The following is an 18,212-nucleotide window of genomic DNA, read 5'->3' as shown; positions in this document are numbered from 1 at the left end:
GGTTTTAAGAGTCCTTTTTAGAATCTGTATCAACATTCCAAATAAAGTCTTCTTTAAAGTCAGAATTAAAACCAGTTGTGATGTCTAATTCACTGTCAAAATCCACTAAATCTGAGTTATTAGAAGATTCCTCTAAGGGATTAGAGTTGCACATAAAATACCTGTATTTGTTTTTTAAAACGTCAATGTGATCGTCACGGATATGATACATGGTATATACGAACTAGACCACACGTAATTGTTATTCACGTATGGTCTGGTATATACCTTTTAAGGGAGGGTTTTAGAAAGATAATTGCTGGATTTCTTGATCGTTATCTAAGGTTTTACCCTTAGGTAACTCAGCCTTATAAGCTGGCTCTTCTGGAGGATTAAGCATACGGTTAATTTCATTTAAAAAGTAATCATTACCATCAGGAAGCTTAGATTTTAAATCCAAAAAGGCAGCTTCAATTTTGGTTGTACTGTCCAGCTCGTCAACAAAGCGTTCAACATCCTTGAGATCAAGCGCAAATCTAAACTCATTACGGCCTGGCTCAGTAAAGTGGATGTTCAACGATTCATCTGTTTTACCGCCTTTAGGATCATGGAATACGTTGGTATTCGACATAAAACGATTGAACTGTTTTGCAACAGATTTCACCGTCACATTAAAGCAGTCTGACCCGTTGTAGTAGAACTCAATACTTGCTTTCTTGTACGGGAAATTAACCTTAGTACCCACATAGTTATTGCGGTTGAAATCAATGTTTACAGGCAATTGATTAAAGAAGTTCGCAATCTCTTTAACTTGCTTAAACGTCACTTGGTTTTCAAGAGAGCTTTCAAACAAGTCAGTTGGTGTATTTGATGGCAATAATAACGCACGGTTACGCATACCATCAGCATCGGTAAATATAACGGTTGAATGTCGTAGATCTAGTGAGCTGACAATCTTATGTGCCTTGAACATATTGCCCGTTAAGGTAATCGCTTGTCGTGTGACATCACCAGACGGCGCTTTCTCAAAATAGGTACGCGTATAACGGGAATAATTGTTTTGTTCAGTAAATAAGTTCACCAAGGGTTGACGATCCTCAACATGACGTCTATTCACATCAGCATAAGAATAAAATTCAGGATTGAAGCGTTTTAGGATAATACGTCCTTTTTCACTCACTGGAGCTACCCAATCCAAGTCTTGCTTGGCATTTTGCATGGTGTAATTGATCAGTGGAACTTTAAACGACTTCTTATCACCAGGGTAAACCAAATCAAGCTTAACCGCATTCGGTGTGATTGCACCTACACGTAACGGCGGTAGGTCTAGACGTAGCAAAGCACCTGTTTTGTGATCTGGCGTCACTTCATCATCAAAAAGACTAGGTTTTGAGATAAGGAACAATAACCCATGCGCTGAATGACCTTCTTTTTCGTTCCTTTCCATAGAACGAGCCAAGAATTTTAGATCCTGAACAATTCGATACATGCGATCAAAGTTAGAGGTCAGAATAGGATCATTGGCCAGATAAACCGCTTCAGCTACTTTTTCAAAGGCATCTGCAGAGTGATCATCAGGTTTACGAAATTGAATATCATCAATGTGTTTTACATTGGCTTCAACAACACCGAAATGATCAAATACTTCGTGTCGATAATCACGAATTACTTCACCACGCATTTGCCCATTTTTGAAAAATAACTTTTGCTTAGCAAAGCCTTCATATTTTTGGTACATCAATGCCTCAAAGTTATAGGCATAGTGTAGTAGTCCGTGTACCGTTTCATTGATGTTTTCATTGATACGTTTAAATTGACGCACCAGATAATCATCACTTTCTTTGAACATGAGTTTTAGATTGTCAGCACGTAATGGCTCAACATGTTCAATGTATTGCAGACCTTCAAAACGCACAGGTAGATCAAAGGTATTGATCTTGGCTGCTTCTGTTTCTGAAGTCACGGTAAAGAAGTTGTCCTTCACTTCAAACTCACGGACTTTTTTAGCTTTCCAGTCTAAAAAGTTGGTCTTGAGAGGGTTACGACCCAACAAGTCTAATTCACGGATCTTATCGTTATAGTCAACAACCAAGTCTTGATAAACCTGTTCTTGCTGACTAATCGGCATCAAAATCAGTTTAGATAGCAACTGGTTTACATGATAGTTTTGCGCCGTGCGATACGATGGTCCTTTTTCATCATCCGAAATATCAATATCAAGTGTGTTCGCCAAGTTCACGTTATTTTTTAAATAGTCCAACGCTACCCGGTTGCCAATGTAGTTGAGCATGTCAGGATAATCGTTTTCGTTAAACTTGGTTTCTGAGTTGGCAGAGACGTTCGCTGATAGGGTAGACAGTTTACGCATCATCATTAAGTGCATACGTGTTTCTGCTGGAATACCCGAATCTACTGTCGTCATAATCGGATGTGATTCTTCACCACGGCGACCCACACGACCGATCATCTGAATCGTATCGGTAGAGTTCTCAGGTTTTTGCAAGAAAAACAACTCACGTTGGCGCAAGTGATCCGATGGAATTGTAGGATCAGGGTTTTTGGCTGCATGTAGAGAAATACCCGTACAACCAGAGCGAGTCACAATAACAACATCGATTTCACCAGATTGGAATTTTGATTGAACCAAAATCTTACCTTGTGTCGTATTGTTCTCTTGTTTATTAACCTTCCATTTGCCGTCTCTTGTTTCCGTTAAGTGGATCTGACGGCCAGAGATTTCATCAATCTTGAAGCCAGCTTTTGTCACCTTGTTACGTAGTACGTCCAAAGGCATCAAAGGTAGGTCAGGGAACTTTTGAATCTTTTCTTTGATACGATCCAAAATGATTTTATACGGACTTACCACTGGATCGCCGTTTTCATTAAATGTCACTTCCGTACTGAGCTTCTTAACGAACGAGTTACCGTAGTTATCTTCAGCTTTCACCACATCGATGCGATCTAACATCACTTCAAGCAAGTCACGGAATTGTGGGAGTTCATCTAAAACAGAAATTTGACTTTGCAGATAGCTACCGCGCTTATCTTCAAGCTTAGTCAATTCCTTTTGAATATTTTTCGCTGCTTTTTCATCGCCAGCGTCACGGTTTTCTTTGATCATGAGTTTTTGAAGCTCATTTTCAAGAAATTCAATTTCTGACGATACCGACTTGAAGTTATTAAACGCTTTTTCTTTTTCAGGCGAATCAGCGGTAACGTCTTGCGCCGTATCTGCTTTTAAAATCGCTTCCATGCGACTTTGCATCAAAATGTTGAATAGACTCTCACCCGTATTTTCCAAACCAATCACGGGCTTTCTACCCTCATGTAACGCCTGAATCACAGCATCACTTGTAGAGTCAGTTTTCAATGCCAATAGGAATTGCTTTTGGATCTGGTACATTCGAGATCCAAAGTTCATCACACTCAAACTTAAACGGTTTTTCGGATCGTCTGAATCCTGATGAAAGTCTAAATTGGCAACAGCATCATCATCATTGGCAATGTTTTCTAGCGCATCGAGGCGAATGTCTTTAGAAAATTTCACCATGTCCGTCAAGATGTCAGAAAGAACATCTGAGTAATTGTGAAATTTCTTAATTTCCTCTTCAGTTGGCACAAAGGTTTGAATGGTAATGTGCGAGAGATCTTGCTCTCTACGAATCATGGCAGAGCTGTCTACCAAACCTTCAGAAATAAACTCCAAAATTGGACCATCTGCATTATCGATAACCTTTTGTAAGTCATTACGAGATACGGATCGAGGGAACAATTTATGGAAGAATTCAAGATTTTCAGGTTTCTTAATTGCCGATGCAGACTGGAAATTAATTAGGTTGGTCTGATCAATAACATCTAAGAAAAATTGACTTGTAGCTGATTTCAAGGATGCTGCACGGTGCGTTTCATCCATCACCAAAACAGTGTCTTGATTAATAAAACGAGTCAATAACGCACGTTTACGGTTTGGTCGGTTAAATTGGCTATACGTTGCCAATACCAAGTCATGTTGCGCTGGAATATCTTCAATTTCCTTAGGCAGATCTTGGCCAGTGAATAAAACCTCTTCAGTACCAAAGCGGTTAATCACAGCATCCGAGTTAAAGATAAACGGATCTTTAAAGAACTTGTCACTGTCTGTAGCAACAATATCACGCCAAATGTCGTTCAAGAGTTGCGTTGTATCTGTAAGGAAAACAGGGGGCTTTCCTCTTAACGCACTATATCGTAAACACGCAGCTGCAATACGACCTTTACCTAAACCCGTCTGGTCGCCAATAAGCACAGGTAAGTTTTGGTCAAAACGTAAAATGATATGGGCAACCGCATCGACCTGTTCACATGCAAAAGCGGACTTTAGTGCATCAAAATTGTCATATTGCAATTTCTTAGCGACATAGGCATCAACAAGAGTAGGGTAGTTACCATTATCGACTTCAGCTTGGAAATTGATACCCCCAAAACCTAATACATTTTGGATGTGTTTAGTCAATTGAGCATTTGCCTGATTAATCGCTTTAATCTGGTTTTTAGCCACTAAAGCAATTGGCTCAGATGCCATGGACATCGGTATATACTTAACTTGGTATATATTTTCCGGAGTTGGTTCTGTTGTGTTTTCAGCATTAGGAACAGGAACAATCGGCTGTAAATTTGATTGGTCAGATTCAACAGTCGGTTCTTCTTCTTTTTGCTCAGTACCGATCGCTAATTCAGAATTTAACTTAGCAATCTCTTCAGCAGTTAAACCCGGTTCCTGTTTTACTTGCTCTACCGCTGGTTCTTCAGCTGGTGTTTGTTCAGGTGTTTCACCCTCATTGGTCGCCGTGGTATCACCTACTTGAAGATTAACGTCATCGTCAAGGTCTTCATCCTGATTTTGGTTCTCGTGCGGATTCTTTACCTCAGGCACGAAATCATTGTCATTTTCATTTTCAAACGTTGGTGTAGCTTCAGTTGGTGTAGGTACATCATCATCTGAACTGGTTGTTTGCGTACTAACTTCAACGGTTCCGAAGTCAAAAGAAACTTTATTCGGTTTTGATTTAGGTTTACGACCAAACATCGGTTTTGGTTTGACAGCTTCCTCTTGCTTAATCTCTTCTTCTTTAGCGACCACGACTTCATCAAACATAGTGACTGCAGACGTAGGCGTTACACTTGATGCAATATCTTCAAGTGGCGAAACAGGCTGTTCATCACCTAGACTGGCAAACAAATCGTCATTTTCTTTTTCAACAGGCTTAACCTCAACAACAGGTTCAACCACTGGTGCTTGTTGCTCAACTGGAGTCGGAGTAGTTGGCTTGAAGTATAGATCCTTATTCGGATTCAAACGTTTATAGATTACGTTATTAGCCCATCCCCAAAGTTCGTCATAGTCCGTTATGACTTTCAACTTATCTGGTACCACAGAAGATTGGTAAGTTTGTAGTAACGCTTGTTCATTTTTACGATTGCCTACCACCAACATACGAACATTTTGATTAGCGCCGTTTCGTGCATATGCATTGCCGTGGATTTCTACAACCGCCTCAACTTCATAATGCTTATAGAGATAATTGAGTAAATTCTTTGATTTACGCTCAACCGTACCATCTGAAATCTGTTTATCTGAGCCAATAATGAAAACTGAACGCCCTTGATCGTTTCGTGCGTTTAGTGATTTAACCAGAATGGCATGGTCCAATTTATCCGTACTGAACCAGACGTTTTCTGATGGATCTACCAATAATGGGTTTGGATCTACGCCGTTACGCTGTTGAACCAAAATTGGTGCAACACGTTCTAATTTATCCATAGCACCAAAAGGAGGGTTGGCAATCACATAGTCAACTTTTTGCTTAAACGTTTGCTCAAAATCAATTTGTGTAGCATCTGCAGTAACAACCGTGCATTCATAATTTTGAGTCAGTGCTTTTGTACGTTCAGCACGTTTGGGATCTAACTCAACCGCATAGACAGAAGCATTACGCTCTTGGGTTAATAAACCGATTAAAGATCCATTACCCACAGTTGGCTCGAGCACGGAAAAGTTTTGTTTTGTTCGGTTATCACCCTCAATCAATAAGCGCTGAGCCACAAGTGACATCGGGATTGGAGTCGAATATTGCTGTAACATACGAATCGTATTGTTTCGCATGGTCTTAGTCGGCATGCGATTGTATAACGCTAAACTCGTTTTAAATGAGCTCTCAGTAAAATCAAGCTCACCTAACTTTTCGACCATCACTGTTTCAAGCGCTTCTTCTGCAGTATGGATCTGTTTATCTGTTACCTTGGATACATCAACGTCAGCATTTTTGGCTTGCGTGATTAGAGCTAAAAACTTTAAAAAGTCCTGGTGATTATGGCTCTTTGTTTCATGTTCTAATTGATAGATATAGCCTCTTAAGCATTCTTTTAAATCTTTTTGCTTGGTCGCACGTAAGTACAGACTAGACGGCTGATCATTAGGACCTTCAGGTATTTGCGTACCTTGGGCATTCACGTAAAAACGGTTATGAGCTGAAGCATAGATTTTGTTGCCATCAGAGTTATAACCGAGTGGAGTTGCACTATTCAACGCAACGTTCAATCGTTGTGGCACCAATGTTTTTGCTTGGGCATTGAACAAATCATGCAATTCTTGGCGAGTCGCAAGCACACTACGGATAAATTCTTTTGGAATACCCAAAACTTCATGAAACAGTCTTGGTTTGATCGTTTCATTCAAATTGTATTGATACAAGTGACCGTCAAAGTGAGGATAAGCCTCAAACTTCATCGGTGTAAAACCAATGTTATTCAAATTTTCTTTAGATAGTTTTTTTTGAACGTCCAATAAGAGTAATTGGCTATCCGTCTGGCCAACACGCCGTACATCGAGATATACACCAGCTTGTGATAAGTCGATCCATTTAATTTTTTCGTTTAAATCATGAGTAGTCATAGCGAACCTGAAGAAGAATTATTAAATTTGATTAAAAAGTCATGTCGTTATAGACATCAGAAGTCGCAGCCTTTTCTTGGCTTTTCTTAACATCCATTTCTGGCTGTCTGACTTTCATCATTAACTCTTGTGGATCAGGTAAAAGATCGTGGTTGAAGTTCTTAGATAACGGACTATCGATTGAAGCTTTATGTTGCTGTACATGCTCTACCGTAATTTCTGAAAAGTTCAACGCATTCATACGGGTTTGAGTAAGTTCAACAGGCTCGATAAACGAGACAAAACAATTATTCGAGTTCCGTTGGTGTGGTTGAATAACAATAAACGCTTCAGCAAATTGCTGTTTTGCATGCGTCAATTTATTCATGGTCTGACGATCAACTTGACTTAAAAATTGAGGATTTAAGTCGTGCGGTTTTGGATTGCCGTAGTCATCGGTAAATTGATTCACTAGGGGAGGTGCACCAACACCACGAACACCCTCACCAGTACGTAAATCTATTTCTGGATCTACCTTGCGAAAACCAGCGTGAGGCGTTTTATTGTTGAAAAATTTCTTTAAGAACGTGTCTTTGTAAAGCGCACCTAGTTGTAGTTGTTGGCCATGATAAACCTCAGGCAGTAATTTTTGACTCACCAAGCCAGCGTAAAGACGTTTTAAATTTTGATTTTTTTCTTTGTCTACATCTTCATTGTAGAACACTTTAATTTGTCGATCGCCAAGTAATGCAAACAGGGCAATACGGGCCTGGTCCATAACATAAACGTTCTGAGCCTGTTTATCGAACTGGTCTTTTTCATGCTGGTTGGATGGTACAAAATTTGGATCAAAAGTTGCGGTGTGAAAGTCATTGCCGTTCAAAATATCTTTGATACTTTCAATCGGATCTTTAGCAACCCGATAAGACTTTTTAGTTTTATCAATACCGCCACGTTGCATCAACGGATCTGGCTTAGCGAATTGCTTAACACTTTCACGATCAGCACTGTCATAGGTTGGAATCAATGGGATTGTAGTTAATACAGAACCAGACTCATAGCGCACAACAATTTTTGAAAATGGAATGCGCTCAGGTTGGTTGTCAGTACTATTCGATAAAGATTTAACAAGAAGCTGTAAATTATTTTTAATAATAGCGTTATGAAGTGCTGGAGAATTAATTTTTACATTGGGCACTTGCATATGTGCTGCATCTTCAATGATTTGAGCTTTAACAAAGAAATCGCCGTTTTTTTGTTGATGCACATTGATAGAAGTGACTGCTTTGATTAATTGTGAATTCGGGTTGTTACTCATTACGTTGCACCACTGAGCAACATAAGTTTTATAACCGTCAAGAGATTCGTAGGGTGAGTCAACACATTTGTCAAAACAGATAATTCGACCACGGTTAGCACCGCGATTATGTGTGTCTAATGAAGTACGTTGGTTACGTCCAGAATCAAATTTTGCGTGGACTTCATCTACTGAAACATTCTCAGTATGATGCTTGTTGAGTTTATTAATGATCTTCGTGAATTCTTCAGATGAACTCATTCGTATGCGAACTGGTTCATTGGTAGACATATCAAAGCCGTATGCATACAGCTCGTCTTGTTCATCATGTTTGTAAAATTGATCTACAGTCATGACGATACGTTTAATCGTATTATCACTTTTACTCATTTCTTAAATTCCACGCTTTATATTTTTGATTGCTGGTCATTGACTCAAGCTATTTATAAAATACTACAAAACCTCATTGGTATATACTAAGGAGGCAAATAAAAAATTAAAAAATATATTAAAAAGTTTAAGAGTAAATTTTTAAAAAGAAATTTTTTGTTTATTATCTTTCTAATTAAGGGAAGTTAATTAGGGACATTTTTTATGCTTATTTTTCATGATATTACAGGATTAGTACGGAAAAACACAAATGGTACGAGCGAAAATCAAATTCATTTGAGCGCAAATTGAATTTGAATTTTTAGAAAATAAGGCGTTTTTAGCTGGTTTTTGATGTTTTTATCCACTTTCCTATTAAATTCTATCCACAAATTAAGTTCTTGTATATTAGAATGAATTTAAAAATATGAGTAAAATATTGTTCATTTTTTAGCTTTTTGCAATATTGGAAATTTGCAAACTAGCAAGTGTTGTAAGTCGCTGTTTATAATAAAATTAAATAGAATAAAAAATACTTCCAGCGCAAATTAAATTCATTTGAGCGCAAATTAAATTCAAAACGTTGCGGATAACTTCTCCAATTTCCTGAGAGCCTTGATAATAAAGACTTTCAGATTTTATGAGGAATAGCCCTTATATATGACCCAACGATCGCTATTTAGCTTGTTTTACGACAAATCAATAACTTACGCCATTAGGACGGAAGAAAGTTTACAACCCATTTATAAAAAACTTTCGCTGAGTTCAGACTATAACAGAAAATCAATGAGTTACGCCATTAGGACGGAAGAAAGTTTACATCCACTTATAAAAAACTTTCGCTCGTATTTTGACACAACTATAAATCAATAACTTACGTCATTAGGACGGAAGAAAGTTTACAACCCATTTATAAAAAACTTTCGCTGGAAGTTAGGTACAGCCAAAAAGTTATAACCTAACCTTAAAACATACTAAACATACTATCTATGATAGTTGAGCTATTGGATCTGGACAAAAAAGTAAAATCAATAACTTACGCTATTAGGACGGAAGAAAGTTTACAACCCATTTATAAAAAACTTTCGCTCGTATTTTGGCACCACTATAAATCAACAACTTACATCATTAGGACGGAAGAAAGTTTACACCCACTTATAAAAAACTTTCGCTCGAAATTTGCCAGCAATATAAATCAACAACTTACATCATTAGGACGGAAGAAAGTTTACAACCCATTTATAAAAAACTTTCGCTCGAAATTTGCCAGCACTATAAATCAACAACTTACATCATTAGGACGGAAGAAAGTTTACAACCCATTTATAAAAAAGTTTCGCTCGTATTTTGGCACCACTATAAAACAATAACTTACGTCATTAGGACGGAAGAAAGTTTACAAACCATTTATAAAAAAGTTTCGCTGGGTGCCTATCTTGAGCACATATTTATTTGATCAAGTATTACATTGGTTAACTTACATTGTAATTGTGAATATTACTCATATAAGGCACTGTTTTTCATAGTCTTATTTATTAAGAAATTACTGTTAAAAATGCTTTTAATCGTAGTCTAATTAACGAATTGATGCTATAATGTCTACTCAGAATGCCTATGGGAATTCGAGATATGCAATATCAATCATTTAGTCTTAGACATCAAAAAATACTCATTGACTTCAATGTGTTTAGCTCTGGCTCGTCTGATATTTTGCTAAAAGGTGTTTTATCTGCCGAATTGCTTATTCTAGTTGATAATTTAAATGCATTTTATTCTGCAGAAGACGGTAGATACGTTGTATCAGCTGAAAAAGTTAACCACGTTACAGGTCTAGATTTTAATAAGAAAACTATCAACCAGATCATGCGTGAAGCTTGTGATTTATCATTTATGATTGATACAGATGCGAAGCAAGCTGCAGCACCTATGATTGACGAAATTCAAATCTTATCAAGTGGCGATATTACTTTTAAACTCACTAAAAGCTTTGATTTTTTTAGAAATTCTCTTAGTTTTAAAAGCATATATGAGAAGCTACCATACAGGTTCACTACTTCTAAACTAGAGTTACCGCAGATCGGTCAACAAATAATGTTAATTGCGTAATTAAGCCTCTGACGAGGCTTTTTTATTGTCTAAAATTTAGTTAGTATATACACAGCTTTAAAGCGAAAAGACTACAACGTTAGTTGGGTTGCAAATATATTTTTATTTTTATTTTTTAATTCAATCTCAGGCAATGTACGTTGTACGTTGTCTAAAGTGGAGCAGTTATGCAAGATTCTTCACAAGTCTGCATAAGTAAAGGAATTTCAGAAGATGAAATTTTTGGACTATCGCAGTCAATCAAAGACTCAATTATTAATGCCGAAACAAAAACCATGGATCTCTTGGGTTACGGCAACAAAATCAGTAATTTCATAGTCGAATGTTATCTAGATATTCCAGTTGTTGATCAATTCATTTTTTACTTAATGTTGGTGAATGCCAAAAATAAGTATGCACATCAGCTGCAGCGCGTTATCGCTGAAAAACCTGAATTATCCCAAATTGAAGCATTACAACTAGCGAACAACTTTGTTCTGAATTTTGAATACATCCGTCAAATTCTTTTATTCAAAAATAAAGCTAATTACCTTAGCAATGGCCGTATCAAATCTTTGGCATGGAATACGCTAAATAGTGTTGGTAAAGTGATGCTACCAATGAGCTCTTTACGCCAAATGGACAGCGAACCATTTTCAAGAAATGACGTAGACAGCGTAACTCATAAAAGAATGTTTGCCAGTACGGGCTATTTTGAATTAGATAACAATGCGTTTATTTGCTATCAGCTTGAAGAAACGTTGATTGCCAATCTATCTGAATTAGATTTTGATAAAAAGGGGCGCTACACAGTTCTCGACACTTTAACGGTTCTTGGATTTAAGGACCGTTTTGATCTTTATATGTATAACTTGATGAAGATCAATGAGTTTCGTGGCGAAGTGGTTATTCCTTACATTGACTTCAAAGCATTAACCGAGTTTTCAGTAGAATTTAAATACAAAGCAAGTGATTTTTACCGTAAACGACTTCTTGTTTCATTAGAAAGACTGAATAACAATCCATCTATTGAATTATTTATTTCTGTTAAGTATGAACCATGCAATAAGCGTACACCAGATCGTGACAATTTTTGCAATTATCGTTTTCAGATTCAGTTGAAGTCCAACTATCGTAAAGCGCTTAATACATTAAATGAAATGTGTGCAAAGGTTCAGGATGAACAGGGCAATGAGCTTAAAATCAGTAATGCGCTCTTCACTTCAGCAATTCGATTGAATAATGGTGAACCTGAAAAAGTAATAGAACTTGTTAAGGATCGTTTAGCTGCTTATACAACTAAGAATGGACCATCATATTTAGCTAAAAATCTTAATTTGGTTGCGTCTTATGTTACGCGAGCTCTAGAAGATCTATATAAAAGTAATCACTTCTTTGAAAGATTCCTAAACGATATGAAGCAAGCAGATAATTTACTTTATCTGAGAAATCGTGATAAGAAAGTTGAGATCGAAAACAAAAGTGCATCTACTTTCTCAAGCGAATTCATTAATATTCGCGACAAAGTTGATGTTACCACTTGTGAAATTCTTACAAACGCTGAGTACATTTCAAAGAAAACGGAAGCTACTGTAATTATTGATTATGCTTTCATACGTAATTCTATTTTTATTACACATCCTCATTTGCGCCACCAGCGAAATGCAGACGAGAAAAAATACATAGATCTCGTGTGTGAAAGCACAAAGCTTTGCCAAATATTCTTTGGTACGGGTAATGAAAATAAAAAAACGTTAACTCAAAACTATTTAACAGAACTCCTGTTTGAACATTTTTTTGATGATAATTTCCACTTGAACTCAGATGTATTAAAGAATCTTCTAAAAAAAGATAAGGACTATTGGGTACAAGAAAAGCAAAAGACATTTATGCGGTTGTGGAAACTTGCAAATGAGTTCAGTTTAAAAGCTATTAGTCCAGCGAACTACAACGGTAAAGAGAGTTCAGACAATGAATAATAAACTTTATTTATGTGCAATTTTTACGGCTACTATATTGAGTAGTAGTGCAAATGCCGATTTTAGTGATTGGTATAAAAAAGCAACTTCAAATGAAGATTCAACTCAGCAAGTGCCAGCTCAACAACAGCAAGCACCTGGTCAAATTCAACAGCAAGCACCAGTTCAGGTTCAGCAACAGCCGATACAGCAAAGACAATATAATTCTAATCGGAACACCACAGCTACGCGTTACCAAAACAATAATGCAAATGTCACTGGTGATTCTGGCCTTGAAGCACGAATGAATAACTTGAATTCGACCATTGAGAATCTAAACAAGTCATCAAAAAGTGGTGACAACCTCACGAATAACTATCTAAATATTGTTCAATTCATAGTGATAAACGAAGAAACACGTAAATTGGATGGTAAAGACAATACATCACTGATCAATAACATGTTGGCTGGTATTGTGAGTTGTCAGAATAAATACAAAGTCGATGTTATACAAAAAGTGAATAATCAACTCCCAAGAGATGTTGCTAACACCGTACAACGGTATTTAAGCCAGAATGGACGCTCTATTGGTGCAAACGGCAACTGTTTATACTAATTAAACCCCCTTTTAAAACCGTCCTTAAAAGGCGGTTTTTTATTCTTAAAACATACCTATTTATTTTAAAACCACATTCTATATACTACTAACAGTTTAATGAATATTAATGTGGGTTTTATCATGATCAGTTCTAAAACAATATATGAACTATATCAATTGCTGAATCAATCCGAAGTACAAGAATTAAAATCATCTATAACTGAGACTTTTGGTGCAGATGTGGAAAGTGAAGTTGATAAAAGCCCGGTCTTACAGCAAAAGATCAATTATTTTATTTATCAATATATACATCTCAAGCATCCAGAAAGAACAGACAAGATCTTATTCGATGCAAATGAGTCGGCTCACGAGGTTGTAAAAACAGAACACCTTAAAAGTGAGCCAGTACCCTTATTAAAAGATTTTGTATCAAACAGCAGCAATAAAAGTTTAGCACCTGAAGAACAAAAAGATGTAATTGCAGTCACTTTACCAGCCGAATTATCTGACATTCCTGTTGAACCAACAAATCAAAACCATACAGGAAATAATGAAGTAAAACATGACTATAACATTATCCTTGATGGTCGAACTAAGCTAAATATATTGCTCGAAAGATATTTAAGTGGTGTTGATGATGTGGCTCGTGAAATCATTGTGAAGTGCTTTCTTGTTATCTCTATATTTGTAGCACTGATCTCTCTTGTTATGGTTCTTCTGAATACGACCAATATTAACCAGATCCAAGAAATGTATGATATTGGCCATAAAACATTCCTATTCCAATATGCTGAAGTCTGCAATGTAAATGTTGAAGTTGCAAAAGCGAATCCATGTGTTATCTCAGAAATCAATAAACGTATTTCTGAACTATCAAATAGCAGATTTTGGAACACGTTCGGGGTGGTGCTTTTCTCACTTTTATCGTGCTTTTTCTTCTACCATATCTCTACTTACCGTGATTCTAAAGATAAGCACAACGGCTAGTCTTAAAAGGAGGGTAGGGTGTTTTAAAATGGTCTTAAAAGGCCATTTTTTTATTTTAATAACAAAGTTTTATAGTTGATAAAAGGTATTCTAAAAGTATAATAGATACACTCTTAAAACTGGAATGCGTTGTGCTTTTTAAAATTCCAAAAACGGGTGAGATTGATTCAAGTGAACAATCGATGACAGGCCTGGTACTCAAATCGGCATACAACTTAGTTGCCATTTTCAATATTTGCTACATCTTTGTAGTTGTATTCTTTGTGTTTGAAATGTTTTTAAATACAACGATATACAAGATTAAATATCTACCAGAAACCCTCAATACTCCATCATATATATTGCAAATCATCATATTCATTTTATGTTTTTCTTCACTTCTGTATGCGATAAACAAAATGTTTGATGAAAAGTATATCCCTACACGCAAAGAAATCTATCTATTCCTTATCTCTTTTACTATCAATAGTTTATCAATGTTTAATTTTTTAGCTACCAAATAACACTGTAATACCAAGTTCCCACCGTAGCCTAAGCAAAAGTTACCTGTTTTTTTGGGTTTTAAAAGCAGTGAACAAGGGCAGAATTAAAACACAAAAAAATAAAATTAATAGTTTTAAAAAATATTTTTTAAAACTAAATCAGTGATAATATGTAACCAACGTTAAGTTTAAGAAAGTATATTATGTCTGATATTCGCAGCATCTATTTTTACGGTAATAATAAAAGCATCAAATTGGGTAAAAACCCAATCTTAAATACTGTCTTTGAAATTTTTCCAGCCACTAAAACCCCTTTAAAGCGGATTCTTAATCATAACCACCAGTGGGTTAGTAATTGCGCTTTTTACGTGCCTAACGATGTGAAAAGTGAATGGGTTAAAACGGTAACACTTTCAATTTTGACAATCTCAATTATGGCTTCCTTCCGTAATGCAATTGCACAGCAAAAAGGGTTGTCACCAAACGATGAAGCACTTGATGAAGAGGTAGAGAACCTTGTGCCAGATTCGTTATTCAATTCTGCTATTGAATTATCGGATCTTAAAAAAAGTTTATTAGAAGTTCTGCCAAATTTAATGAGCGAATACCTTGCACAAAACTTTGGTGAATACGAAAGCATTATTACAAACGGTGTAGCTAAGCTTTTTATTGATAACCATGAATTTTTGGATAAGCAACTTGATTCTGATGCTGGAACAGATAATCAGATTTCAATGTTAAATTTTACTGACAATGCAGATGAATTATTTCACACAACAAACTATATTTTAGTCCGTATTGCTGATTCAAATGAAAACTTGAAAATCAACTTTACTAACAGCAAACCACATGCAGAACACTTAGGCCGAATTCTGCATACATTGTTGGGGGATGAAAGTTTTGAGATCTCAAAAGGTTCAATTGAGATACCTAATGACGAAGATGGCCAAGAAATTTTCATCTTTGAAAAAGAAACGAACTTTATTGATTTTTACAATTCATTATTGCTGGAAGTTAGTTTTTTTCTAGATCATGCAACAGTCTTAGAGCATATAGAAAAGTATGCACCAATTAACCAAACACTAAGCAGTTTGAGTGAGAATTTAGAAAAGAATATTAACTTTGTCATTTCTTCATTCAAAGAAACTCGCGATCTATCTGCATATTTAGAAAGCCGTGCTCAAATCATAGGGTTAATTCATGAAGCTGCACAAATCGCCAGCATTGAAATACAGCCAGTTGCTCAGGCTAAGGACCTTAAATCGTTAATTGAATCGCATCACCTGGTTACTTTTAATGATAAAGACACCTTTAAACAATTTAATTTATTTTGAGGTGAATATGAAATTTGTTATTAAAAATGGCATTGGTACACGTAAAGTCGAAGTGGATCTCGCATTAGATATACCATTGGTGCTACAAAAATCCATTTCTGTAATTGAGTATGAAGATTTCTTTAAATATTTTAGTGAGCAACATTTTCACATTTGCAAATTTAGAACGTTGAACTTTAAAGATAATAGCGTAGAGGGAAGTAGTAAGGAATTAAATCGCTTTATCTGGCTTGCTATGGCACATCAAGCTTATATGGAGCGTAAAGCTTTACTACCAAGTAAATATATTGCGGATCTAGAAGCTTCAATTTCAAGCATGTTTAATTTAGAGAGCGAATCGCGAGAATGGTACCGAGCTATTCACAAAGCCATAGATGCTTACCTTAAATCACAATTTCCTGAAGCAATAGAGTTTTTACCTTCCAACATTGCACCACTGGATGAAGTGACTAAAATTCTTATGCAAGAAGTACAGCCAGTGATACCAGTTGCAGACGAGCCAGCGAAGCTTTATAGCTGATTCTAGAAATAATTAAGACATAAAAAAACCATCTAAAAATTAGATGGTTTTTTTTGTTTGTGTTTTTATAATTTTGCGAATACTTCAGGATTGTCATTCATAAACTGTTCAATGAAATCATTGTCTAATTCGACATGTTTTGGAAGCTTCTCATGTTCACGAACAATGGATTTTATAGATTCAATATTTTGCTGATTGAAAACAGGTGTTGTACGGCTCTTATAGCCAGTATCAGCCATCGCATAGCGATCATCAAACATACCTGAAGAGGTATTAGAATCGACTTCTGAGTCGCTTATAGATAGTGTTAAGTTGCGGTCTTCAGCTAACTTTAAAATGAATTCGTCAGAGATAAAGTTACGTAGCTCATGCAGCATAGATTCAACTTTATTGTGTTTAAAAAGCACCTTTGCAATTGAACGACAAGATAAGAAACCTTTTGTGATGTTTAGATCTAGTAATTTTTGAGGAATGATTGGATCGCTTTTCTTGTTGCTATTCGCGATCTGTTCAACTTCTTCATCAGTCATAGAAGCTATAATGTTTTTAAAGAAATTGCCATATTGAAACTTTTCAATTTTCTCCAGCATTGTCACTTGTTCTGTATCTAATAAGCAAAAAGAAATAGGTTTAAGCTTGCGTTGGTCGGTTTTGCTTAAACTGCCATTTTGGTTTAAGCGGTTCTCTTTGGTTTTAGCGTTAGTTTTAGAGTTAGTCATTTTAAACACCTTTCAATATGTTTTAAACTTTGGTTAATACCAATAATCATATTATAAGTGGTTTTAGCTAAAATACAAAAAATGAACATTTTGTTTTTTTAAAAAAATCTTTTAAATGTTTTTCGTATATACTATAAGAATATCTATCTTAAAAGGTATAACTCGTGATTAAAACTGATACAGGCGATACGGTTGGAGGGGGTTTAACGAATCCTCAGGATGAAGTTCTAGCATTGTTAGAAGAGTGCTTAAACTCTGAACAATATACAGCTCGTATTACTTATATTTGTGAAGATGGCGGTCAATTAGTAGGTAAAAAGGCAGCTTTAAAGATTTTAAAGGAACAAGAGGACAATGGTTTAATGCTGGTTCCAATACCAGTCTTAGGAAAACAACTAAGAGTCTGGAGTGGTTTAAGTAAAACCAAAATGTCTAGTCACACAGGATTGTACAACAATATACAGTGGTCAAAGTTTGAAAGTGGCGAAAAGTTAATAACAAAGCAAGCGTGGACATTACTTCAACTTAGACTTGGGGTTCATCCAAAATACAAATTGGTTTTAAAAAATGAATTAGATGTCGAGTGAATTATATGTTAGTGAAATTAGCCCTTAGTGGTCATGCTTCTCCAGAAGCTTTAAGTAAATTTGAACGTATCAAAGCGTATGTGCCAGATAGCGCACCTGTTTTGGTCACATACTTTAATAAACAAGTTGGTGGTGTATCAAAAAGTATGCTAAAAAAAAGCAGGTTGAATTTTGATAAAATAGAGAAATGCAAATAACTCTAGAAATCAAATGTCCAACCTGCCTCAGTGACAGTATAAAGAAAAATGGCATCAAAGTAGATGGGAAACAAAACTACCAATGCAAAGACTGCAAACGTCAGTTTATTGGTGACCATGCTCTGAGCTATCTAGGATGTAATTCTGGCATTACTCGTAAAATATTACAGTTAATGGTCAGAGGCAGCGG

Annotated in this window: 12 protein-coding genes; 9 read left to right on the top strand and 3 right to left on the bottom strand. The window is 36.0% G+C overall.

All coding sequences use genetic code 11. From position 1 onward, the window contains the following. Positions 1–283: 283 nt before the first annotated feature. Both ACNPNW_RS00060 and ACNPNW_RS00055 read right to left on the bottom strand, forming a co-directional pair. The gene (locus tag ACNPNW_RS00060; protein WP_098733068.1) at positions 284–6,910 is read right to left on the bottom strand and encodes a strawberry notch C-terminal domain-containing protein; all 6,627 of its coding nucleotides are present in this window, start codon (positions 6,908–6,910) and stop codon (positions 284–286) included. Positions 6,911–6,941: 31 nt separating this feature from the next. Then, on the bottom strand, positions 6,942–8,576 hold the full coding sequence (locus ACNPNW_RS00055) for a hypothetical protein (RefSeq protein WP_005005782.1): 1,635 nt from the start codon (positions 8,574–8,576) through the stop codon (positions 6,942–6,944). A gap of 1,608 nt (positions 8,577–10,184) precedes the next feature. On the opposite strand from ACNPNW_RS00055, the gene ACNPNW_RS00050 reads away from it, so the two are divergent. The 6 genes from ACNPNW_RS00050 to ACNPNW_RS00025 all read left to right on the top strand — a co-directional run bounded on the left by ACNPNW_RS00050 (position 10,185) and on the right by ACNPNW_RS00025 (position 16,519). Next, the gene (locus ACNPNW_RS00050) at positions 10,185–10,661 is read left to right on the top strand and encodes a hypothetical protein (protein ID WP_005005780.1); all 477 of its coding nucleotides are present in this window, start codon (positions 10,185–10,187) and stop codon (positions 10,659–10,661) included. A gap of 167 nt (positions 10,662–10,828) precedes the next feature. Then, positions 10,829–12,619: a hypothetical protein gene (locus tag ACNPNW_RS00045; RefSeq protein WP_005005779.1), complete on the top strand. Its 1,791-nt coding sequence runs from the start codon at positions 10,829–10,831 to the stop codon at positions 12,617–12,619. Continuing rightward, on the top strand, positions 12,612–13,214 hold the full coding sequence (locus ACNPNW_RS00040) for a hypothetical protein (protein WP_005005776.1): 603 nt from the start codon (positions 12,612–12,614) through the stop codon (positions 13,212–13,214). Before ACNPNW_RS00045 ends, ACNPNW_RS00040 begins: the two co-directional genes overlap by 8 nt. A gap of 123 nt (positions 13,215–13,337) precedes the next feature. After that, complete coding sequence (locus ACNPNW_RS00035; protein ID WP_024160863.1) at positions 13,338–14,183, top strand: hypothetical protein; 846 nt, start codon at positions 13,338–13,340, stop codon at positions 14,181–14,183. 685 nt (positions 14,184–14,868) lie between these two features. Continuing rightward, on the top strand, positions 14,869–15,999 hold the full coding sequence (locus tag ACNPNW_RS00030; RefSeq protein ID WP_005005771.1) for a hypothetical protein: 1,131 nt from the start codon (positions 14,869–14,871) through the stop codon (positions 15,997–15,999). 7 nt (positions 16,000–16,006) lie between these two features. Then, positions 16,007–16,519 carry a hypothetical protein gene (locus tag ACNPNW_RS00025; protein WP_005005767.1) on the top strand — a complete coding sequence of 171 codons (513 nt, stop codon included), beginning with the start codon at positions 16,007–16,009 and terminating at the stop codon, positions 16,517–16,519. A gap of 65 nt (positions 16,520–16,584) precedes the next feature. On the opposite strand, the gene ACNPNW_RS00020 is transcribed toward ACNPNW_RS00025, so the two are convergent. Beyond that, the gene (locus ACNPNW_RS00020) at positions 16,585–17,238 is read right to left on the bottom strand and encodes a hypothetical protein (RefSeq protein WP_005005764.1); all 654 of its coding nucleotides are present in this window, start codon (positions 17,236–17,238) and stop codon (positions 16,585–16,587) included. A gap of 164 nt (positions 17,239–17,402) precedes the next feature. Here ACNPNW_RS00020 and ACNPNW_RS00015 point away from each other — a divergent pair, with 164 nt between their 5' ends. The 3 genes from ACNPNW_RS00015 to ACNPNW_RS00005 all read left to right on the top strand — a co-directional run. Next, positions 17,403–17,825, top strand: coding sequence for a hypothetical protein (locus ACNPNW_RS00015; protein ID WP_005005760.1), 423 nt, complete (start codon positions 17,403–17,405; stop codon positions 17,823–17,825). 5 nt (positions 17,826–17,830) lie between these two features. Further along, positions 17,831–18,022, top strand: coding sequence for a hypothetical protein (locus tag ACNPNW_RS00010; RefSeq protein ID WP_448766371.1), 192 nt, complete (start codon positions 17,831–17,833; stop codon positions 18,020–18,022). Next, on the top strand, positions 18,013–18,212 hold a 200-nt coding region (locus tag ACNPNW_RS00005), incomplete at its 3' end, for a transposase-like zinc-binding domain-containing protein (RefSeq protein ID WP_448766370.1). The genes ACNPNW_RS00010 and ACNPNW_RS00005, both read left to right, overlap by 10 nt.

The organism is Acinetobacter endophylla (assembly GCF_053543775.1).
This window is presented reverse-complemented; position numbering and strand designations above follow the sequence as displayed.